The organism is Haloarcula sp. Atlit-7R, assembly GCF_003666065.1.
Classification (GTDB): domain Archaea; phylum Halobacteriota; class Halobacteria; order Halobacteriales; family Haloarculaceae; genus Haloarcula; species Haloarcula taiwanensis.
Genome location: NZ_QXIK01000001.1, coordinates 683,157 through 701,619, shown reverse-complemented (window position 1 = coordinate 701,619; position 18,463 = coordinate 683,157). Strand labels below are relative to the sequence as shown.

At 63.6% G+C, this 18,463-nt stretch carries 22 protein-coding genes; 8 read left to right on the top strand and 14 right to left on the bottom strand.

The genetic code is table 11. The features are described 5' to 3' along the window. Window positions 1-34: 34 nt before the first annotated feature. Window positions 35-568 carry a plastocyanin/azurin family copper-binding protein gene (locus tag D3D01_RS03690; RefSeq protein WP_101349177.1) on the bottom strand — a complete coding sequence of 178 codons (534 nt, stop codon included), beginning with the start codon at window positions 566-568 and terminating at the stop codon, window positions 35-37. Between the two features lie 191 nt (window positions 569-759). Between D3D01_RS03690 and D3D01_RS03685 the strand changes: the two genes are divergently transcribed. Both D3D01_RS03685 and D3D01_RS03680 read left to right on the top strand, forming a co-directional pair. Continuing rightward, a complete protein-coding gene (locus D3D01_RS03685) occupies window positions 760-999 on the top strand; it encodes a PRC-barrel domain-containing protein (RefSeq protein WP_004518435.1) in 240 nt (79 codons plus the stop codon). Next, the gene (locus tag D3D01_RS03680) at window positions 1,000-1,458 is read left to right on the top strand and encodes an NOB1 family endonuclease (protein WP_053966435.1); all 459 of its coding nucleotides are present in this window, start codon (window positions 1,000-1,002) and stop codon (window positions 1,456-1,458) included. It begins immediately after the preceding gene. Here the strand turns inward: D3D01_RS03680 and D3D01_RS03675 are convergent. Genes D3D01_RS03675 through D3D01_RS03665 form a run of 3 tightly spaced genes read right to left on the bottom strand, consistent with a single transcriptional unit; the run spans window position 1,455 to window position 4,134 of the window. Next, a complete protein-coding gene (locus tag D3D01_RS03675; RefSeq protein WP_101349178.1) occupies window positions 1,455-1,601 on the bottom strand; it encodes a CopG family transcriptional regulator in 147 nt (48 codons plus the stop codon). The genes D3D01_RS03680 and D3D01_RS03675 overlap by 4 nt on opposite strands. Window positions 1,602-1,657: 56 nt before the next feature. Continuing rightward, window positions 1,658-2,800, bottom strand: a complete 1,143-nt coding sequence (locus tag D3D01_RS03670) for a CPBP family intramembrane glutamic endopeptidase (RefSeq protein WP_121511271.1) — start codon at window positions 2,798-2,800, stop codon at window positions 1,658-1,660. Between the two features lie 23 nt (window positions 2,801-2,823). Further along, on the bottom strand, window positions 2,824-4,134 hold the full coding sequence (locus D3D01_RS03665) for a glucose-6-phosphate isomerase (protein WP_121511270.1): 1,311 nt from the start codon (window positions 4,132-4,134) through the stop codon (window positions 2,824-2,826). A 126-nt stretch (window positions 4,135-4,260) separates the two neighbouring features. On the opposite strand from D3D01_RS03665, the gene D3D01_RS03660 reads away from it, so the two are divergent. Together D3D01_RS03660 and D3D01_RS03655 are read left to right on the top strand one after the other, a co-directional pair. Beyond that, entirely contained in the window at window positions 4,261-4,803 is a 543-nt protein-coding gene (locus D3D01_RS03660) for a hypothetical protein (RefSeq protein ID WP_121511269.1), read from the top strand. A 95-nt stretch (window positions 4,804-4,898) separates the two neighbouring features. Next, the gene (locus D3D01_RS03655; RefSeq protein ID WP_121511268.1) at window positions 4,899-5,366 is read left to right on the top strand and encodes a DUF5812 family protein; all 468 of its coding nucleotides are present in this window, start codon (window positions 4,899-4,901) and stop codon (window positions 5,364-5,366) included. Between the two features lie 26 nt (window positions 5,367-5,392). Here the strand turns inward: D3D01_RS03655 and D3D01_RS03650 are convergent, their stop codons facing one another. Further along, window positions 5,393-5,707 (bottom strand): hypothetical protein, encoded by a 315-nt coding sequence (locus D3D01_RS03650; RefSeq protein ID WP_121511267.1) that lies wholly within the window; start codon window positions 5,705-5,707, stop codon window positions 5,393-5,395. Between the two features lie 101 nt (window positions 5,708-5,808). Here D3D01_RS03650 and secF point away from each other — a divergent pair, with 101 nt between their 5' ends. Beyond that, window positions 5,809-6,672, top strand: coding sequence for a protein translocase subunit SecF (gene secF, locus D3D01_RS03645; RefSeq protein WP_101349184.1), 864 nt, complete (start codon window positions 5,809-5,811; stop codon window positions 6,670-6,672). Beyond that, window positions 6,669-8,225: a preprotein translocase subunit SecD gene (locus D3D01_RS03640; RefSeq protein ID WP_121511266.1), complete on the top strand. Its 1,557-nt coding sequence runs from the start codon at window positions 6,669-6,671 to the stop codon at window positions 8,223-8,225. The genes secF and D3D01_RS03640 overlap by 4 nt, the downstream gene beginning before the upstream one ends. 489 nt (window positions 8,226-8,714) lie before the next feature. Here the strand turns inward: D3D01_RS03640 and rnhB are convergent, their stop codons facing one another. The 4 genes from rnhB to D3D01_RS03615 form a co-directional block, all read right to left on the bottom strand. Then, window positions 8,715-9,350, bottom strand: a complete 636-nt coding sequence (rnhB, locus tag D3D01_RS03630; RefSeq protein WP_121511264.1) for a ribonuclease HII — start codon at window positions 9,348-9,350, stop codon at window positions 8,715-8,717. Between the two features lie 40 nt (window positions 9,351-9,390). Further along, a complete protein-coding gene (locus D3D01_RS03625; protein ID WP_121511263.1) occupies window positions 9,391-10,548 on the bottom strand; it encodes a hypothetical protein in 1,158 nt (385 codons plus the stop codon). A gap of 127 nt (window positions 10,549-10,675) precedes the next feature. Next, entirely contained in the window at window positions 10,676-11,953 is a 1,278-nt protein-coding gene (locus D3D01_RS03620) for a tRNA pseudouridine(54/55) synthase Pus10 (RefSeq protein ID WP_121511262.1), read from the bottom strand. An 83-nt stretch (window positions 11,954-12,036) separates the two neighbouring features. Next, window positions 12,037-13,152, bottom strand: coding sequence for a mechanosensitive ion channel family protein (locus D3D01_RS03615; protein ID WP_121511261.1), 1,116 nt, complete (start codon window positions 13,150-13,152; stop codon window positions 12,037-12,039). An 89-nt stretch (window positions 13,153-13,241) separates the two neighbouring features. On the opposite strand from D3D01_RS03615, the gene D3D01_RS03610 reads away from it, so the two are divergent. Both D3D01_RS03610 and D3D01_RS03605 read left to right on the top strand, forming a co-directional pair. Further along, window positions 13,242-14,054, top strand: coding sequence for an undecaprenyl-diphosphate phosphatase (locus D3D01_RS03610; protein ID WP_121511260.1), 813 nt, complete (start codon window positions 13,242-13,244; stop codon window positions 14,052-14,054). Between the two features lie 55 nt (window positions 14,055-14,109). Further along, window positions 14,110-14,976 (top strand): CheF family chemotaxis protein, encoded by an 867-nt coding sequence (locus tag D3D01_RS03605; RefSeq protein WP_121511259.1) that lies wholly within the window; start codon window positions 14,110-14,112, stop codon window positions 14,974-14,976. A gap of 189 nt (window positions 14,977-15,165) precedes the next feature. Here the strand turns inward: D3D01_RS03605 and D3D01_RS03600 are convergent, their stop codons facing one another. From D3D01_RS03600 to D3D01_RS03580, 5 genes are all read right to left on the bottom strand, one after another. Beyond that, window positions 15,166-15,390 (bottom strand): hypothetical protein, encoded by a 225-nt coding sequence (locus D3D01_RS03600; protein WP_232794514.1) that lies wholly within the window; start codon window positions 15,388-15,390, stop codon window positions 15,166-15,168. Window positions 15,391-15,603: 213 nt separating this feature from the next. After that, window positions 15,604-15,819, bottom strand: a complete 216-nt coding sequence (locus tag D3D01_RS03595; protein WP_121511257.1) for a hypothetical protein — start codon at window positions 15,817-15,819, stop codon at window positions 15,604-15,606. A gap of 52 nt (window positions 15,820-15,871) precedes the next feature. After that, a complete protein-coding gene (locus tag D3D01_RS03590) occupies window positions 15,872-16,345 on the bottom strand; it encodes a universal stress protein (protein WP_121511256.1) in 474 nt (157 codons plus the stop codon). Window positions 16,346-16,349: 4 nt separating this feature from the next. Then, window positions 16,350-18,020 carry a cation acetate symporter gene (locus D3D01_RS03585; RefSeq protein ID WP_101349195.1) on the bottom strand — a complete coding sequence of 557 codons (1,671 nt, stop codon included), beginning with the start codon at window positions 18,018-18,020 and terminating at the stop codon, window positions 16,350-16,352. Continuing rightward, the gene (locus D3D01_RS03580; RefSeq protein WP_101349196.1) at window positions 18,017-18,451 is read right to left on the bottom strand and encodes a DUF4212 domain-containing protein; all 435 of its coding nucleotides are present in this window, start codon (window positions 18,449-18,451) and stop codon (window positions 18,017-18,019) included. The genes D3D01_RS03585 and D3D01_RS03580 overlap by 4 nt, the downstream gene beginning before the upstream one ends. Between the last annotated feature and the right edge of the window lie 12 nt (window positions 18,452-18,463).

The window sequence follows — 18,463 nt, the reverse complement described above, 5'->3', positions numbered from 1 at the left end:
AACGCGCGCGACCGAACGTCGGGCTAAGCGGGCGTCACTCGGTTATAGTGAACGACCCCGTCATGCCGATGCTCTGGTGTGGGACACAGTGGTACTCGTACTCGCCGGGAACCGCGAAGGTGTAGGCGTACTCGTAGCCCGAACTGTACGTCTTTCCGTCGTCTCCGGGCGTCCCGGACCAGTCGCTCTCTTCCGGCGTCGCGGTCGGTTTGACGTTGTGGCCGCTGCCCTCCCACACCCACAGCACGGTGCTTCCGACTGGGACCTCGAAGGACACGGGCTCGAAGACAAAATCGCCCGGCGCGACGGCGACTTCTTGATCGGCGTCTATCGGCGTTTCCGTCGGTGTGGCTGTCGGTGTCTCGGTCTGTGTTTCGGTTGGAGTGGCGGTCTCCGTTGGTGTCGTAACCGAATCGGCCGATGTCGTCGCAGTACGGGTCGGTACTTGCGTAGCGGTGGCTGTCTCTGTTGGGGACGGCTCACCGCTGTCGCCACCACTGCAGCCCGCGATAGTCCCGGTGACGACGGCTGTGACCGCGCCGAGAAACTGACGCCTGCTCTGGTCCATGCGTACTTGTGTGGGTGCCTGTCGCTTAGGGCTGCTGCCTGCTGTGACTGTTGTGACCTCCGTTTCCGCCGGTGTTTCTCAGTGACTCCGTCAGCCGCCGACGCGTCAGCCCTCGGCAACCGTTCCGGTACCCTGCTCTCCCCTCGGACATCCCCGTGGCGTTTATGTAACCTCGTTCGGAACATGGGGGTATGGCCGCGATACTTGCGGAAAACCTGTCGGGCAAAGACGTGATGGGGACTGACGGCGCGGAAATCGGCAGTCTCTACAACATCACGATGGACTTCTCCTCGGGCGCGCTACACAACCTCGTCATCGACCCCGCGGAGTCGCTCCGCAACACGAATTTCGAGTACAGTGACCAGGGCCGCCTGCTTGTCCCGGTTGAGCGGGTCAAGGCGGTGAAAGACCACATGATTGTCAAACGGTAGATGTACGTTCTCGATTCCTCGGCATTTATCAACGAGTACCACACCGACGAGCAGATAGCGACGATTCCGCTCGTCAGAGAGGAACTGGAAGACGAGGCTGCCTATCGCTTCGACGCCCTCGAAGGCTCGGGGATGCACCTTCACATTCCCGAGGACAACACCGTCGAGCGCATCGAGCGCGCCGCCGGTGAGACCGGTGATCTGGCGGAGCTCTCGGAGACCGATATCCGACTGATTGCGGCCGCGTTCGAACTCGACAGCCGACTCGTCACCGACGATTACGCGATGCAAAACGTCGCGGAGAAACTCGACGTGGCAGTCGAAGTCATCGCCCGTGAAGGGATCTCCGAACAGCGGGAATGGCTGTTCCAGTGTGCCGGCTGCGGCCGTGAGTTCGACGAGAATCGCGACCGCTGTCCCATCTGCGGTAGCTCGCTATCGCGGAAGAACCCGGCTTAGACGGTCTGTTCGTCTCGGGCTTCGAGTCCGAGCGCAACCAACTGTGAAAGGACTTCCTCCTCTGTGATGCTGTAGCGTCGCGCAAGCGTTTCGATAATCCGCGCTTGGTCGTCATCACAGACGACGGTGAACCGCCGAGCCATGCCATCGCCTACAACGGTATGTCGCATAAACACCCGTCAGACAGCAGTCAGACGGCTCAGATTGCCGGATTTCCTGTAATCTCGATGTACAATGTGAGGAACTGGATAGCGTTGAACGCCCCGTGAATAAAGACGGGCACGAGCAGGTTCTCGGTCTTGAGGTAGCTCAGGCCCAGCAGTGTCGACAGGACGAACACCAGCAGCAACGAGAGGACGGTCTGTGTCGGCGTCCCAGTACTGTACTGTCCGAAGTGAACGACGCCGAACACAGCACTGGTGAGTATAATCGCCTGTAGGTCGCCGAAATCGTCGTAGAGGTACTTCTGGATGAGGTTTCGGTAAATAAACTCCTCACTTGGCGCGATGGTGAGAAACGCCAGCGGGACCATCACGAGCAGGAACGACGGGTCTTCGCGGGCCAGCTCTTCGACGCTGCTCCGAGCGGCTTCCAGCCCGAGCGCCTGAATGAGGTAACTGAAGCCAAACAGCGCGAGCATAAGGACGACGACGCCGCCGACGCTGTAGCCGATGTCGTGGAGGCCGGGGCGACGGAGGTCAAGGTCGGCCCAGGTTCGGTCCAGCCGGCTGGCAACGGCCGCCCCGAAACCAACGAAGCCGACGCCGATGCCGATAGTGAGCGTGATGTACGTGGGTCCGGTGACCGTCCCGCCTTCTAGTGCTGCGGCGCTGACCAGCCCTCCCGCCGCGGCCCCGAGAACGACGAACTGGGCGAACACCGTGCCCACGAGGAAGCCGGCCAGTCCGATTCCCGTTGCGACCGAGAGCGCTCTGGCGACCGTGTACAGCCGGTCGTTCGGCACGCCGGTCGACAGCGCCCAGCCCAGTGCGACTGTGAGGCTGCCGGCCAGCACCGAAAAATAGACCGCGAGTCCGACAGTCGCCTCGACGCCAGTACGGAATTCTGGCCCGAAGAACGCGATGAGCGTCGCGAGGGTTGCGGCGATGCTCGCGCCTGTCGCGCCCAGACCGGCCTGTCTGCGGCCGAGTGCGCCGTGGCGGACAAGTGAGAAGACGAGGGCGGCGACGACGAAGCCGGCGGCGGCGACCTGTCGGGCGGTAACTGGGCCGATAGCCGTCGCTGGTGTCATCCAGCCGACCACGCCGGTTTCTGTGGCGACGAGTACGACGAGACCGAGGCCAGCAGCGAGCACACCCCAGTTCGCGGCAGTGTCGTCCATTACCGGCAGTCCGTTGCGCCGGCCTAAAGGGACTCCGTTTCGCCGATCCGCAGGCGTTCGCGCTCGTCGATGACCGCCGTCTCGTCCGTCGTCTCGCCGCGGATGAGCGCCCGCGTGGCGTTTTTGCCCCACTCGACGGCCGGCTGGGTGAACGTCTCCACGTCCGCGAGTTCGCCGACGAGGACGCAGGCCGCCTCCATCGCGTACAGCAGCTCCCCGACGCTCTCGGCGTCGAGACGGTCGATCTCCACTTCCAGTGCCGGCCGGTCAGCCGCCGGCAGACTCGCCACCGTCGCCTCGTACTCGGCGTCGATGAGGCCACCGAGGTCGGTTCCAGCGAGATACGACAGGTCCTCGTGGTCCGGGTCGGGAATCGCCACGTCGGCGCGCTCGCGCGGTCGGACGAACGTGACGACCTTGTCGCGGTGGCCGGCGCGGTACAGCTGGAGCTGGGAGTGCTGGTCGGTCGCGCCAAGCGCCCGTGCCGGCGTCTGGCCCCGCCCGTCCTTGCCGAGACTCTCAGCCCAGAGCTGTGCGAACCACTCGCCGAAGGACTCCAGCCGTTCGGCGTAGGGCATAACAGCGTTGACTATCGCACCTTCTTCTTCGAGTGCGTAAGCCATCGCGCCGTAGGCGTATGCCGGCGAGTCATACAACGACGGCGCGAGATCGTCAGCCGCCTTTTGACCGCCGGAAAGCAGCCCCTCGATGTCGATACCGAGGATGGCTGGCGGGACGAGCCCGACCGCCGAGAGCGCGCTGAAGCGGCCCGGAACGCCCTTGGGAACCGGCAGCGTCGGCAGGTCGTGTTGCTCGGCCAGCGACCGTAGCGGGCCGGACTCACCCGTCGTGACGACGATTCGGTCGGTCCAGTCGACACCGTGGTCCTCGTAGGCCTCGCGGACAACGAGGAAGTTCGCCAGCGTCTCCGCCGTCGTCCCCGACCGTGAAACGACGTTGATCGCGGTGTCGGCAAGCGAAAGTCCGTCAAGCGTCCGCCGAACGTGCTCCGGGTCGACGTTGTCCAGCACGACGTGGCTGTCCGGGTCCTCGGCTAGCGCCTCCGTGATTGTTTTCGCCCCTAGCGCTGAGCCACCGATGCCGACAGTGATGACAGAGTCGGCGTCGGCGACCGGTGCGACGGCATCGCGGATGGCCTCGGCGTCGGTCGCTTCGGGGAGGTTCAGCGACACGTAGCCGAACTCGTCGTCGGTTCGCCCCTGCTCGATTCGCTCGTGGGCCGCGGCCACCCGCTCGTCCAGCTCCTCTAGCGTCGCTCGCTCGACGCCCGGGTCGGCGGCACTGGCAAGCGCGGCTCCGATATCGACATGCATACTGTGGATGTCGACGGGCGGGTACAAACAACTCCCGGACAGTATGGCAGGCAGCTGACGCGGGTCCACAGTCACCGCCTTTCGGACAACACCGCGCTTAACCACGCGCTCGCCTAACAAACAGATATGACAGATGCGACGGCAGAGCAGTCCGTCACAGCCGACGACGACCGGCCCGAACCGTACAACGGGCTCCCCGGGGCGTTCCCGTACGCGTTCCGTGCCAGCGACTCGCTGCTGTTCAAAGCGTACGTTCCGGTCGCACTGTTACTGTCCGTGGCGATTACGCTCGTGTTCTCCTTTGGACTGATAACGCAACTCGCCGAAACCGGGAGCGTCCGCGGCGGGACGTTCACTTTCTCCCGGAGCTTTTTCCTGTTCGTTGGACTGTTGCTCGTCGCGCCGCTGCTGGCTCCGGTGCTCTCCGTCGCGCGCCGCCACCGACGAACGGAGTCATCGGTCGCCTACGACCGCGCACTCGCCGTTTCGGCGTTCCTGTTCATCGGGTCGATATACCTCGCGCTGTTGACCTCGGCTCCGGCGGCGCTTCGCGAGCCGACACAGAGCGCCGTCGTCGGCTTTTTCTACTCGCTGCCGCCGACTGCCGGCGTCGTCCCGCCGCTGCTTGCGACGCTGGTACTCTATCTGACTCATCGGCTGTTGAAGTAGTGCTGTAGGCCTACAGTCGCCCGCTCCTCCCGAGATGACACGACATCCGTCCCCGGGTCGAAACGGGCAAGAACGCCCGTCACGAATCTGAATCTATGACAGCAATCGAAGGGACATTTCTTGTCACAAACGCTGACGACGCGTCGGCGACGCTTCGGAACGTCGCAGACTCGCAAGTACTGACACTGTCGGACAATCCCGGCGTTGAGACCGGCGAGGTAGTAGAGGGGACAGTCGAACCGGAGCCGCCGATGGAAGTCACGTACTCCCTTACCGAAGTCGAAGAGCGGCGAACAATTCCTGTGGAGACGGTCGACCTCGCGCCCACGGCGCAGACGACCGAAATCGCGGCCGAACAGGCCCCCGGCGAGCTAACCACGGTCGAGCGCGCCGGAGAGGGCGAGGTACACGTTCTGACGGTCCCGGACGACGAGACAGCCGAGGCTGCGGCAGATGTCGTCGAGGACGAAGCCACCCTCTCACGAGCGGCCAGACTCGGCGTCGACCGCGTCGAAATCCGAACGACTGACGGCGTTGTCAGCGTGCGCTACCTCCCGGACTGACGCGTTTTCTCACCCGCTCGCACTGCTTATTCGGTCGGGCCCGCGGCGCTCTGGACTTGCCAGCCGCCGGCAACACCACACGCCTCGCGCTCGGTGTACACGAACTCGGTGTCTTCGGTCACCGCTGTGCCGCCGTCGACGGATTCGACCCGAAGCGGGAAGTCTAGCGTGTCGCCACAGCAGCCGACGCCGACGAACTCCGTCCACACGTCGCCCGGTTCGGCGCTGTCGTGTGTCTTCCGAAGGTACGCACGGAACGGCGACCCGTCGATCTTGTCGCGACCCCACCCGCTGAGGTCTGCTGGATACGAGAGTTTGACCCTGATGGCGCGCTCTGACATACCGGATATACGTGACAGACTGCCATAGATGTACGGCCATGTCGGATGTCAGCGGCAGTGATTGAGAAGGCTTATTCGCGCCCGTCTCACATCGTTCGGTCATGTTCGAGTTCGAGGTCCCGGAAGTCGATTACACCCAGTACTCGAACCGCCAACTGGTGGCGGTTCCGCTGGTGGTGCTCGGTCTGGCACTTGCGGTGCTCGGTGGCTGGTATCTGGTCACCGGTGCGCCGGTCTCTCCGAGCATCGACTTCACGGGCGGTTCGGAACTCACCGTCGAGTCGTCTCTCTCACAGGCGGAACTCAGGGACAATACGTTCGACGAGCCCGTGGTTTCTGTCCAACAGGTTGAGGGTGAGAACCGCTACATTATCACGTTCGATTCGTCGAATCTGGAGCCTATCGAGGAAACCGCGCGGTCGAGCGACCAGATGGAGTTCCTCGGTAGCGGAACAACCTCGCCGATATTCGGTCAGGAGAACCAGCGGCTCGCGGTCGTCGGCATCGGTGTCGCTTTCCTCGGAATGAGTCTGCTCGTTTTTGCGATGTTCCGGTCGATCGTGCCGAGCATTGCGGTTGTCCTGTCGGCGTTTTCCGACCTTGTCATCCCGCTCGCGGTGATGAACCTGCTGGGAATCAAGCTTTCTCTGGGAACTGTCGCCGCGCTACTGATGCTCATCGGTTACAGCGTCGACTCAGATATCCTGTTGAACAACCACGTCCTCCGGCGGTCCGGCGGGTTCTACGAGTCGACATACCGCGCGATGCGGACCGGTGTGACGATGACACTGACGTCGATGGCGGCGATGGCGGTGATGGCGATTTCGGCGACGCTATTCGGTATCGAACTGATGGCCTCTATCGGGTTCGTTCTCGTCGTGGGACTGGCTGCTGACCTGATGAACACCTACATGCTCAACGTCACGTTGCTTCGCTGGTACAAGTACGAGGGGGTCAAACGATGAGCACACTCAAGGAAAACTGGCGCGTCGTTGCGCTGGTCACGCTGTTGCTACTCAGCGCCATTGCGCTGTTCGTCCCCGGCGTTCCGCCAGGGACCTCGGATACTGAAGGGGCCGGGGCCGCCGACCAATCGACGAACCTCCAGTACGGCATCCAGTTGAGTGGCGGCACACGCATCCAGGCACCAATCGTCGGTACCACTGCGGAAGGTGTTGACGTTGCGCCCGCGGACGAAGCTGATCTTGCCCAATCTATGTCGGACCGGTTGGGTCTTGATCCAATAGACGTGCGCGTCTCGAATCGGACCGAAACCGTCGAGGTGTTCTCGAACGATGTCACCACCTCGGAGGTCGAGTCTGCACTCGAAGCAGAAGGGTACCAACCGGACGAGGTGCGGCCCGGCGTGACACGAGAGACCCGGGAAAATATGGTATCGGTCATCGACGACAAACTACGCGAATCAGCGTTAACAGGAGGCTCCGTGCAGCAAGTCAGTTCGCCGGGCGGTCGGAGCTTCATTAGCGTCACCGCCCCGGACAGGGGGCGCGAGGAACTCATCGGTCTGCTGGAGGAACGTGGCGTCGTCCGCGTGTACGCCGTCCACGACAACACCGAGAACGGCTCCTACGTCCGCGAGCAGGTCCTCTCACAGGGTGACTTCGCCGGTATCGGGTCGGCACAGCGAACCGAGACGCAGGGAACGCACGTTCCCGTAACGGTCAAACAGAGCGTGGCCGAGCGCTACGCGAACGACATGGTCGAGGCCGGCTTCGGTAGCGGGTCGACCTGCCGTCGCTCGGATTACGACCACGATAACCTCCAGAACTCGCAGGCAGACTGTCTGGTGACGACGCTGAACGGCGAACCGGTGTTCGTCGGCGGCGTCGACCCGGGACTTGGCCAGTCCTACCAGAACGGTGAGTTCGTCAACAACCCGCAGTTCATCATGCAGACCAGCAACATGTCCGAGGCGACCGAGCTGGAACTCGCGCTGAAGGCCGGCCGGCTGCCGGCTCCGCTCAACTTCGACAACGCCGAAAGCCAGACGCTCTCGTCTGCGCTCGCTCAGGAGTTCCAGCAGCGCTCCCTCCTGACGGGCATTCTCGCCGTCATCGCGGTGAGTCTGGTAGTGTATCTCCGGTACGGGCGTCCCGAGGTCGCCCTGCCGATGATCGTCACGGCACTGTCGGAGGTGTTCATCCTCCTCGGGTTCGTCGCCTTCGTCCAGTATCCGCTGAACCTCTCGCATCTGGCCGGGTTCATCGCGGTCATCGGCACGGGGGTGGACGACCTCATTATCATCGCCGACGAGATACTTCAACAGGGGAAAGTCGAGACCGGACGCGTGTTCCAGAGTCGCTTCCGCAAGGCGTTCTGGGTCATCGGCGCGGCCGCGGCGACGACCATCGTCGCCATGAGCCCGCTGATGGTCCTCTCTCTGGGTGACCTCTCCGGGTTCGCCATCATCACAATCGTCGGCGTGCTGGTCGGGGTTCTGGTGACACGGCCGGCCTACGGTGACATCCTCCGGAGCCTCGTGCTGGACGAAGACTGAACGCCCGCGGCCCGTTTTTATGCCCCGTCTCCAGTAGTCCGGTGCCGACTATTTTCATGTGAAGGGATATCAAATTCTTTTAGATTGACTTATTATTCAGCAGGTTTAACATATATATCCCGCCAGATGCGGGGAGCCATCGGGCGACGGGTCTCAGACTGTCCACACAGAACGGAACGGGACGCGTTGGGGGCAACAACCGAGCGGTCCGTCAAACGACTCCGAGGTGAACGCTCCGAAGGAGAACCGAAACAGCCCACCGCCGGCCCGGCCGGCCGGACCGGTGCGAAGGTCAACTACCGGATGTCACGTAAGTGGCGTTCGGGAACCCAGCACATCGACAAAACCCGGTGCGAGCCCGAGTAAAGCCCGAGAGGGCGAGGCCGGTGCAAGTCCGGCTACAGTCGGACACGTGCTGGAAGGGCCGTACGGGCTGTGGAAAACAGCTCCCGTCCGACTCCAAGCCGCGTCTGCGGGGATTTTCGGTATTCAGAACTCGCCCAGCGACGCCTGTTCCGCCGCGGCCAGCACGTCGTCACACGTCGACCACGACCGACGAGCACACGCCGGTAGCTCGCCGTGGCGCTCGACGTAGTCCGCCAGGAACGCTCGCGTCGTCGGGTCGCTGGGGTAGCCCGACCCCACGTCGCCGTACTCACCGGCCAGGTCCGCGACGTGTGTGTCACGGGCCACCTTCGCAATAATCGAGGCCGCGCCGACCACCGGGTCCGTCTCGTCGGCCCCGTGTTCTGCCCGCACGGTTACGTCGGCGTCGACCGCCTCCGCGACCCGGTGGCCGAACCGCGTCGCGTCGGTGTCGCCGGCGTCGACCGTGCCCGACAGGCCGTCACGGGCCACCGACGAGAGCGCCGCCGCCTGCGCGTCGACGGTCAGCGTGTTCATGTCCGTCCCGTCGGCGTCGATGCGCTCGACTGGAATCTCGACGACGCCGACGGCGTCTGCCAACTCGCGGATTTCCTCGGCTAACCGCTCGCGTCGCTCCGGTCTGATGTCTTTCGAGTCACCGACACCATCGGGTAGGACTGCCGGGTCGGCCCTGACAGCAGCGGCGAACATCGACCCCAGAACCGGCCCTTTGCCGGCCTCGTCGACGCCAAATTGCATGGCTGGCACGTCGACGGCGGTGTAAAAACAGGTTCCGGTCCTAGTTGTTGGGGCCGCGTCCCTTCCCGCCCGGTGGGTTCCGGAGGAACGGCTCGAAGGTGACGTTGCCGACGACGTCGCTCCGGCCGTCGTCGTCCGCGTCTTGGTTGAAATCGGCTTCTTCTGGCCCCTCGGGACTCCCCCAGTAGTTGTTCTTCGCGTCGACCTGTGGGTCGCTCGACGGGTCGCGATTCCCGTTGTCAGTCCCGTTCCGGTTGTTCAGCCCGACCGCGACCAGCAACTGGTTCGCCCGGACGGTCAGGCCACCGCCGTCGCCGTCGACTTTGATTGCTTCCGGGAGAATCGTCTCCGCGCTCGTGACGTCCTCGATGATGTTGTGGGCGAGAGTCGTCTCGCTCGTCGCGGGCGACGCGATGTTGATACCCTGTGCGAACGTGAAGCCGAAGTCCACGTCGTCGGACGGGTCGGAGTCGGTATCGTCCGCGGCTACGAGGTCCCGTATCTCGTTGTTGTTGATGTCGACGCCGTCGGTCTCGTGCTGGACGACGATGCCGAGCGGCGCGATGTCGCTCTCGATGTCCCGAATCGTGTTGTTGTTGACCGTCGTGTCGCTCACAGTGCCGGGGCCGCTGTTGTCGGCGTCGAAGAGCACCCCGTTGACTGTCGGGAACCCCGAATCCTCGGTGGTCTCCTGGTCCAGGTTCTGAATCGTGTTGTTCACGATCTCGATGCCCGAGTGGTCGCCCTGGCCGACGACGACGCCGGTCACGCCGAGGCGACCGGTCGGACCGACGTCTTCGATTGTGTTGTTGCTGATAGCCGCGTCGTCACGTCCGCGCTCGACTTTCACGCCGAGCAATCCACCCGGATTCGTGACGGTGAACCCGTCGAGCGTGACGCTGTCTGCGTTGATGCTCACCGCCGCGCCAGTCCCGCCGTCGCCCTCGATTGTCGGACTCGCGCTCGTCTCAATTGTCACCCCGACGTCGACGGTAATCGGGTTATACACCGCCGAATCGATAACTGTGAGCGTCTCGCCGTCGCTCGCGTCGTCGATGGCTGTCTGTAGCGCGTTGCCGCCTCCGGAAACTGTCGTCGCCGCGCTCGCTGTGCCCACTGTGATTCCCAGCACGCCGGCCGCGACTGTCCCGTGGCGTAACACCGCTCGTCGTGAAAACGTGGTCTGCTCTCGTGTCATGTGTCTCCCCGCAGCACCGTTGATATATCTGGGATACGAATAAAACGCTTAGACGGTTCACAACCGTTTCGTCTATAGTGACCTCCTACTGCGACGCCGGTGGGCCGGCGCTGCCAGTAGCAGGCTGCTACTCCTTGAGGTACTCAGCTGTCGCGAACGGCTCGTCCTCGCCCTGCACGTCGATTACGTCGAGCGCCGTCACTACGGCGTCGGTGCCGAGCAGACCGGCCAGGCTCGGCTCCGTGCGGCCCTCGTCGCTGGAGACGAGTTCCTTCACGTACAGGCCGCCCTCGCCGTGGATGCGGAGTTCGGCGTGGCGCTCGTCGGTCAGTTCGCCCTCGGCGTCGTACACCGTCCGCGTCCGGGTGATGTCGGCCCGGCGGTGGGTGACCCGCTGGGGTGTCTCCTGCTCAATCGTGGTGCCGTCCAGTTCGGCAAGCGCGTCCCGCAGAGCGTCGGCGTCGACCGGCTCCCCGAACTCCACGTCCATCCGGTAGGTCTTCGAGGCGTCCAGTTCCTTGACGCGCTCGACCATCTCGTGGGTCGCCAGGTGGAGGTCCGTCACCTCGACTTTCCCGTCGGCGAAGGCGTTGATGTCGGCTTCGAGGTCGTCGGTGTCCACGTCGCGTTTTCGGGGCTCCATCACCTCGATGACGAACGGGCGGCCGGAGTCGAGCATCAGCGCGTCGACGTCTTCCCGACCGGCACCGTGGAACACGGCTTCCTCGCCATCCATCGCCTCGCGGACGACAGGGGCGGACAACTGTTCGACGCTCTCGTCGTAGCGATACCCGCTACCGCCACAGCCATCGCAAGGCTCGCCCTGCCACAGCCCGGTCCCGTTGCAGTCGTTGCAGGGCCACTTCGTCTGTGGAATGTCGCGTTCGAGCTTGCGGTAGCGGCCGTAGACAAACGCCGAGTTGACGTGTGTCTCCACTTCGTCCGTTGCGAGGTCGAGTGTGAGCTGGACCGCTGGGCGGCCAAACTCCACCTCCGCGCCGGTCAGGTCACCGATTCGTTTGCCGACCTCGCGGTTGAGTTCGGTCTTCAGCGCTTCGCCGGCGTCGGGGTCGAGGCCCACGTCCTCTCGGAGCAGTTCGTCGTTCTCTTCGAGCAGCGGCGGCACCTTCGTCCCGACCTGATAGGTGTCGAACTCGTAGCCGCGGACGGCGCTTGCGGCCTGCTCGGCCCACCAGTCGAAGCGGTCGCACTCGCCTTCACAGACCCAGCAGTCCTCGCCTTCCTCGAAGGGGTCGTCGTCCGCGAGCGCGACCGTCACCCGCAGGGCGTGGCCTCGCTCGGCGTTAGCCAGCCCGAAGCTCCGGTCGGCGAAGAGCCGGCCGAGACAGGAATCACATAGCGGCCCGGTCGCAAGCGCCGCACGGGCGTCCTCAAGTATGCTCATTGCCTGAGCCGACGCGTCGCCATCGTAACTGCGTTTCGACCTCTCCGTCGCTGGGTCAGTGGGCGCTGTGACTGTGCTTGCACTCACTCGCCGGTCATGCCGCCGTCGTCTGTGGCTTTGCTCTTCGACTGCGCCTGATCGAATAGCTCGCCCGGAATCTCTTCAGTTGAGATGGAGATAGACCGCTGGGGGAACGGTATTCCGATGTCCTCGGCTCGAAACCGCTTGTAGATCGCGCTGTTGAGTTCATGGGTCGCACGGGCTGTCAGAGCCGGATTCCCGACCCAGCACAGCAGTTCGAAGTTTAACGCGGAGTCGCCGAACTCCCGGAACCGGACTCGCGGGTTCGGTCGGTCCTGTACGAGGGCCTCGGCTTCGGCTAATTCTAGGAGGATTCCTTCGACCCGGTCGATGTCCGTCCCGTAGGCGACGCCGACGCGGACGCGAATCCGGCGCTTGCGCCGCGGCGTCGACTCGTTGACGATGGCGGCGTTGTTGAGCTTCGAGTTCGGGACGGTGACGAGGATGTCGTCGCGGGTGCGGATGACCGTCGAACGGACGGAGATATCCTCGACGCGGCCGCGTTCACCACTTTCGAGGACAACGAAGTCGCCGACTGCGTACGTTCCATCGAGATACAGCGACAGCGAGCCAAAGAAGTTCGCCAGCGTATCCCGGGCCGCCAGGCCGACGATGATACCCATAATCCCCGCCGAGGCCAATAGCGGTGTGACGTCGATGTTCCACAGAATCAGCAAGAGCAGGATACCTCCGCCGGAGACGACCGCGCTCCAGATGTTCTGGAGGATGGGGACCATCTGGCGGTCGATATACGCCGAGTCCGTCGCGATGGCGGACGCCTGGCGGCCGATGCGCAGCAGCGTCACCATCCAGACGATGACGACCAGCGAGAGTGTGCCGGCTCCCAGTGAGACAGCGACGGCCGGGCGTACGTCGTAAATCTGTGCCCCGGCGTACGCGCCACCGAGACCGACCGTGACGTACATCGCAGTGTGAATTCCACGGAAGACGATGTCGTCGACATCGCCCTCGATGCGGGGCGTGACCTGTCTGAGCAGTCGGTCGCCGACCACGCGAATGCTCAGCGCGAGGACGACCCCGCCGCCGACGAGTAGCAGAAACCCCTGCCAGGCCGGCAGCCCCGACAGCAGGTCCACCGCACCGCTTCCCAGTTGCATACCTCCGATTGGACATCGGAGCTATATATACTGCCACGTCGACGCCCTGAACCGAACGGCCTTTGTCCCGCGGCGTCCGCTCCGTGGGTATGAACCCGATTCTCGTCGCTATTCTGCTGGGCCTGCTGCAAGGGGTGCTTGAGTGGATTCCGGTCTCCAGCGAGGGCGGCGTCGCACTCGCCTCGACGGTGGTCACGGGCGTCTCGCCCGCCGCTTCGACCCGCCTCGCGCTCTTTCTCCACGCCGGGACGGCGGTTGCGGCCGCGGCCTACTACCGCACTGAGGTCCGGACGATTCTGCGCTCGATTCGACGACTCTCCCGTCGGCCGTTCGCCAACGAGACGGCCGACCTCTCGTTTCTCGTCGTCGCCACGGCGGCGACCACTGTTACCGGCCTCCCGGCGTATCTGGTGCTCGACGCGGCTGTCTCAAATCTTGAAGGCGGGCTCTTTCTGGCGCTGGTCGGCGGCCTGCTCGTGCTGACGGGCCTGCTCCAGCGGTTCGCCGTCGCGCTGTCGCTCGGCGAGCGGGCGGTTCCCGACTGGGTCGACGCCGTCCTCGTCGGGGTCTTGCAGGGGCTGGCTATCCTCCCCGGCGTCTCCCGGTCGGGGACGACGGTGAGCGCGCTGTTGCTCCGGGGCCACGAGGGCGAGTCGTCGCTTCGCCTCTCGTTCCTGCTGTCGATTCCGGCCGCGCTCGGCGCGAACGCGCTGGTGCTGGTCGACGACGGCATCCCTGCAATCGACCCGCTGCCGGCTGTCGTCGCCCTGGCCGTCAGCGCTGTCGTCGGCTATCTCACCGTCGACGCGCTAGTCCGACTGGTGCGGCAGGTCCCGTTCTGGGCAGTCTGTACGGTGTTTGGTGGTCTTGGCGTCGTCGGCGGCCTGCTCGTCGCGCTGTGAGAGCGGTGCTGGAACTTATTTACCCTTCGGCGTCAAATCTCTAATATCAGCGGCCATGAGTGGTGACGAACGCAAGCTAGTCGACACGTCGGGGGACTTCCAGTACGTCGTCCGTGACGGCGACCCGGTCTCGGACCCGCAGTGGCGCTCCTGTCGACTCATCGTCACCAACAAGCGGCTCATTCTGGCGACGAACGGCTCGAAACAGCCGATTCCCCACGCCAACATCTCCCTCCCGTCGAACCCAGACGATCTGGTTCCTGACGGTGGGACCGGCGGCGCGACCGCACTGGAGGTCGGCAACAACGTTCTGCTGGTCGATACGCCGAATCTACCCGACTTCGAGACGGAGTACGTCCGCGCGACTTTACAGGGCGAGGTCATCCTCGCGCGACAGCAAGCGGTCGTCGGCGGCGTGGTTCAGGAGGACGCCGAGTGGAGCAAGGCGCGGTTTCAACTGGACGACGACATCATCCGACTTCAGTTCCCCGGCGGCAAGAGCATGTCATTCGAAATCGAGGACGTCGGTACCATCGAAATCGGGACCAGCACGGTGATGGGTCAGGAGCGGGAGGTCATCGAAGTCGAACACACTGACGACCAGGACCGCAGCGTCGAAACCCACATGTCGGGGATGGACCACCATACGCGGGCGCTGAAGACACTCTTTACCCGCGTTATCGAGGATCGCGAGGACGATTACGAACTCTCGGAGATGGAGAGTCAGGTGCTGATAGCGCTGTATTCCGGCGTATCACCGTTTGAGATGTCTGATTTCGTTGGGACGACACCTGACGAGGTCGAAGAAATCTATCAGAAACTACTCGATATCGGTGCAGTTGACGAGGTCCGGGTTCGGACCGAGGTCGCGTTGAACGCGCAGGGGCGAAATATGGCGAGTGAAGCGATGAGTGAGAAGTAGTGTGGCGCTACGCGCCACAAAACGACTGCTCTCGAATACCACTCGTGCGCGAACCAGTCCCGAGCCGAGCGGTAGGGCAGCACCGACGAACGACACACTCAGTATGACCCGCAACGGCGGTTCGTCTGCGGGGATTGCTGTAGCACCGACCGCTCAGACGGCCTCGCGGCTGCTCCTGTCTTGCCGCCGTTACTCGGGCAGGTACTCGACATCCTCAGCTTCCGTCACTGATACTCCGTCGGGGAGCTCTGATTCCGGGACTGGCGTCAGAGTGAGGATGTCACCTGCCTCGGTCTGTACCCATTCCTGTCCTGTCGCTTGACTCCAATCGTGCGGTTCCCAGTACCCCGATTCGAAGCGCATCCAGATGTCGAGACCACTGTAGTACTCTCCTGTTGAACTTTCGTATATCATTGCTGACTCCACAGCGATTGCTGCCATCGAAAAGGTCAATGCACCTACATGGTATTATTACTACCGGCAGGGCCGAAATTCGCCAGGCTTGAGCATAGAAGGGTGCCTGGATAGTACGGGTGTCGCTGCGACTCGGTCGCCGTCTGTGTGGTTCTCAGGTGGTCCTGCGAAACGGCTGGGGGACCCATCGCCATCGCGCAAACAGAGGGCGACTTACTGCTGTTCCATCGCCATCTCAAGCGACCAGAAGAAGCCGTAGTACGCGACCACGCCGGCGGCAAGCGTCAGGTAGTACGCCCACTGAGGTGCCGACAATAGGTCGAAGATGACGCTCACGGCGGTCACCCAGGCGATAGCGAACACGAGGTCGACGAACATCCCCCGCTTGTGGTCGTGTACGTGGTCGCGAAGGGTGTCGACGACGCTCATCGGCGACCTCGCGTCGTCCGTGGCGGTCGGTGTCGGCTCTGTCCCATGCTAGTCACGCCTCGATGTCCGTGTCACCGTGCACGTCGACGACCAGTATCGGCAGCCGCGTTCGGCGCAGTACCTTCTCCGTGACGCTACCGAGAATGACACGCTTGAGGCCAGAGCGACCGTGTGACCCCATCACGACGAGGTCGATGTCGTTGTCCTCGACGAACCTCCGGATGGCGCGGGCTGGCTCGCCGGCGGTAACGTGTTCTTTGACTTCGATGCCGTGTTCGGCGGCCCGGTCGCGGACGTAGCCGGTGGCTTCGTCTGCGTCGGCTTTCACCTCGGTCATCTCGTCGAGGTACCCCTGTCGGATACGGTCGACCTGCTCTGTCCCCAGCGAGTAGCTGGTCGCGTCGACGTCGACGACGTACTGCGCATGGACTGTCGCGCCGTACTTCGAGGCGATGTCGACTGCTTGGTCGACCGCGTTTTCCGCGGTTTCGCTGCCGTCCGTCGGAACGAGGATGTTGTCGTACATTGGTTTAGTCGTCTGCGGGGGTGCCGCCGCCGGTGTTGTCGCCGACGACGTCTGCGGCAGTCTCCTGCTGTCCCATTGGTTCGGGGCTGTGACACTGTCGCACCATCTTCTTCGTCTCCAGTGGCGGTTCGGGCGTCGCAAGCGAGACGGCGATAGTGACGATGAACACGAGCGGCGTCCCGATCAGCGCAGCGCCGATGGGTGGGACGTACTGGGCGTATATCGGAACGAGTGCCCCACCTTCGCCGGCAATCGCTTCGAGCGCGCCGATGTAGCTCGGCAGGACGCTGTTGATGATCGAGGTAATCCAGATGAGCAGGCCGAGCACCATCCCGGCCAGTGCACCCTGACGGTTCGTGTTCTCCCACCAGAGGCCGAGGAAGAACATCGGGAACAGCACGGTGCCCGCGAGTGAAAACGCGTAGGCGACCAGTTCGCCGATGAGCGCCGGTGGGTTGAACGCGGTCACCGTCACCAGCGCGCCCATGCCGATGATCGTTCCGCGACCGATGAGCACCTGCTGGCGCTGGGTCGCGTCAGGGTTGATCAGTTCGGTGTAGATGTCGTGTGCGACCGCAGAGGAGGCTGTGATGAACAGCCCGGCGGTCGTCGCAATGGCGGCGGCCATCGCACCGGCCGCGACGAGGCCGACGAACCACGTCGGGAGGTCGGCGAACTGCGCGGCGAGGACGACGATCACGTCACCCTCAGCGCCAGACATCCCGCCTTCAGCAGCGTATGCGCTCGCGCCCGTCGTCGTCTGGAACAGGTCGACGCCGAAGGCTGCCATCGCGGGCGACGCCCAGTAGAGCAGGAGGATGAAGAACAGCCCCCACACACAGGACCAGCGGGCGACGCGCTCGCTCCTGACCGTGTAGAACCGGACGAGGACGTGCGGGAGGCCACAGGTCCCAACAATGAGCGAGAACGCTGTCGCGATCCAGAGGTAGAACGGCTGGTTCACGAACGGTGCGGAGAACTCGCGACCGAGGTCGGCAATCAGCGCGCCGTACTCTATCTGCGGGAGTATCGTCGAGTACCCCTGCGAGAAGCCGACGACGTACACGCCGGCAAGGAACGCGACGATGAGGATGGTGTACTGGACGGCCATGTTCTTCGTCGCGCCCAGCATTCCCGAGAGCGCGAGGTAGCCGACGGTAATGGTCATCATCACGACGATCATCGGGATGATGTCAAGGCCGAAGACGTACTGACCGACCAGCCCCATGCCGCGGGCCTGACCGACGGAGTAGACGTACGCGATGAGTAGCGTAGTGAACGCGGCTAGCGCGCGGGCGGTTGGCGAATTGAACCGGTCGCCGACGAAGTCCGGCGCGGTGTACTTCCCGAACCGGCGCATCTGTGCCGCCAGGAATATGAGCAGGACGAAGTATCCGGTCGTCCAGCCGACGATGAACGCCAGCCCGTAGAAGCCAGAGAGCGCAACTAGTCCGGCGAGTCCCAGATACGAGGCGGCGGACATCCAGTTCGCACCGATGGCCATCCCGTTCTCGATGTTGCCGATGCCGCGGCCCGCGACCCACATTCCTTCTGTGTCGGCCACCTTGAACACGTAGCCGATGACGAGGAACGAGGCCATCATCAGGAAGACGATGATCGCCGGGACGAGCTTGAACGAGATGTCGAGTGCTTCGGCCTGTAGCGGGACCGTCACTGTTCGACACCTCCGTCAGTGGCCGCTGCCTCGCCGGTCTCCGGAGCCGTACTCTCGACGGCATCGGGGTCGATGCCGTACTTCTGGTCGAGCCGGTCCCGGTAACGGGTGTAGACCGTCGCCAGGATCAACGCGCCCGTGGGCGCACCGAACGAGACGAGGAAATAGTGCAGCGGGAAGCCGAACAGGGGCGTCTGCACGGTCATCATCTCCGGCGCAAGTGCGGTCAACGTCACCGGCCCGAACACGACCAGCGCCCAGAGCACGAAACTGCTCCAGATGATCTTCAGATGGTCGCGCATAAACGGTGTGCTTGGCCGTAACAGGTTCACCTCCCTGTCGAGGTAGTCGATGTCCTCATGGGCGGGCTCTGTACCACCGTCTGGTTGGATAATTGACTCTTCTCGGTCCGCAGGCGTGTCTCTTGACATGGGTTTGAAATG

Coding starts and splice junctions, on each gene's coding strand:
- D3D01_RS03690 (WP_101349177.1), bottom strand. CDS start 568: ATGGACCAGAGCAGGCGTCAGTTTCTCGGCGCGGTCACAGCCGTCGTC.
- D3D01_RS03685 (WP_004518435.1), top strand. CDS start 760: ATGGCCGCGATACTTGCGGAAAACCTGTCGGGCAAAGACGTGATGGGG.
- D3D01_RS03680 (WP_053966435.1), top strand. CDS start 1,000: ATGTACGTTCTCGATTCCTCGGCATTTATCAACGAGTACCACACCGAC.
- D3D01_RS03675 (WP_101349178.1), bottom strand. CDS start 1,601: ATGGCTCGGCGGTTCACCGTCGTCTGTGATGACGACCAAGCGCGGATT.
- D3D01_RS03670 (WP_121511271.1), bottom strand. CDS start 2,800: ATGGACGACACTGCCGCGAACTGGGGTGTGCTCGCTGCTGGCCTCGGT.
- D3D01_RS03665 (WP_121511270.1), bottom strand. CDS start 4,134: ATGCATGTCGATATCGGAGCCGCGCTTGCCAGTGCCGCCGACCCGGGC.
- D3D01_RS03660 (WP_121511269.1), top strand. CDS start 4,261: ATGACAGATGCGACGGCAGAGCAGTCCGTCACAGCCGACGACGACCGG.
- D3D01_RS03655 (WP_121511268.1), top strand. CDS start 4,899: ATGACAGCAATCGAAGGGACATTTCTTGTCACAAACGCTGACGACGCG.
- D3D01_RS03650 (WP_121511267.1), bottom strand. CDS start 5,707: ATGTCAGAGCGCGCCATCAGGGTCAAACTCTCGTATCCAGCAGACCTC.
- secF (WP_101349184.1), top strand. CDS start 5,809: ATGTTCGAGTTCGAGGTCCCGGAAGTCGATTACACCCAGTACTCGAAC.
- D3D01_RS03640 (WP_121511266.1), top strand. CDS start 6,669: ATGAGCACACTCAAGGAAAACTGGCGCGTCGTTGCGCTGGTCACGCTG.
- rnhB (WP_121511264.1), bottom strand. CDS start 9,350: ATGCAATTTGGCGTCGACGAGGCCGGCAAAGGGCCGGTTCTGGGGTCG.
- D3D01_RS03625 (WP_121511263.1), bottom strand. CDS start 10,548: ATGACACGAGAGCAGACCACGTTTTCACGACGAGCGGTGTTACGCCAC.
- D3D01_RS03620 (WP_121511262.1), bottom strand. CDS start 11,953: ATGAGCATACTTGAGGACGCCCGTGCGGCGCTTGCGACCGGGCCGCTA.
- D3D01_RS03615 (WP_121511261.1), bottom strand. CDS start 13,152: ATGCAACTGGGAAGCGGTGCGGTGGACCTGCTGTCGGGGCTGCCGGCC.
- D3D01_RS03610 (WP_121511260.1), top strand. CDS start 13,242: ATGAACCCGATTCTCGTCGCTATTCTGCTGGGCCTGCTGCAAGGGGTG.
- D3D01_RS03605 (WP_121511259.1), top strand. CDS start 14,110: ATGAGTGGTGACGAACGCAAGCTAGTCGACACGTCGGGGGACTTCCAG.
- D3D01_RS03600 (WP_232794514.1), bottom strand. CDS start 15,390: ATGATATACGAAAGTTCAACAGGAGAGTACTACAGTGGTCTCGACATC.
- D3D01_RS03595 (WP_121511257.1), bottom strand. CDS start 15,819: ATGAGCGTCGTCGACACCCTTCGCGACCACGTACACGACCACAAGCGG.
- D3D01_RS03590 (WP_121511256.1), bottom strand. CDS start 16,345: ATGTACGACAACATCCTCGTTCCGACGGACGGCAGCGAAACCGCGGAA.
- D3D01_RS03580 (WP_101349196.1), bottom strand. CDS start 18,451: ATGTCAAGAGACACGCCTGCGGACCGAGAAGAGTCAATTATCCAACCA.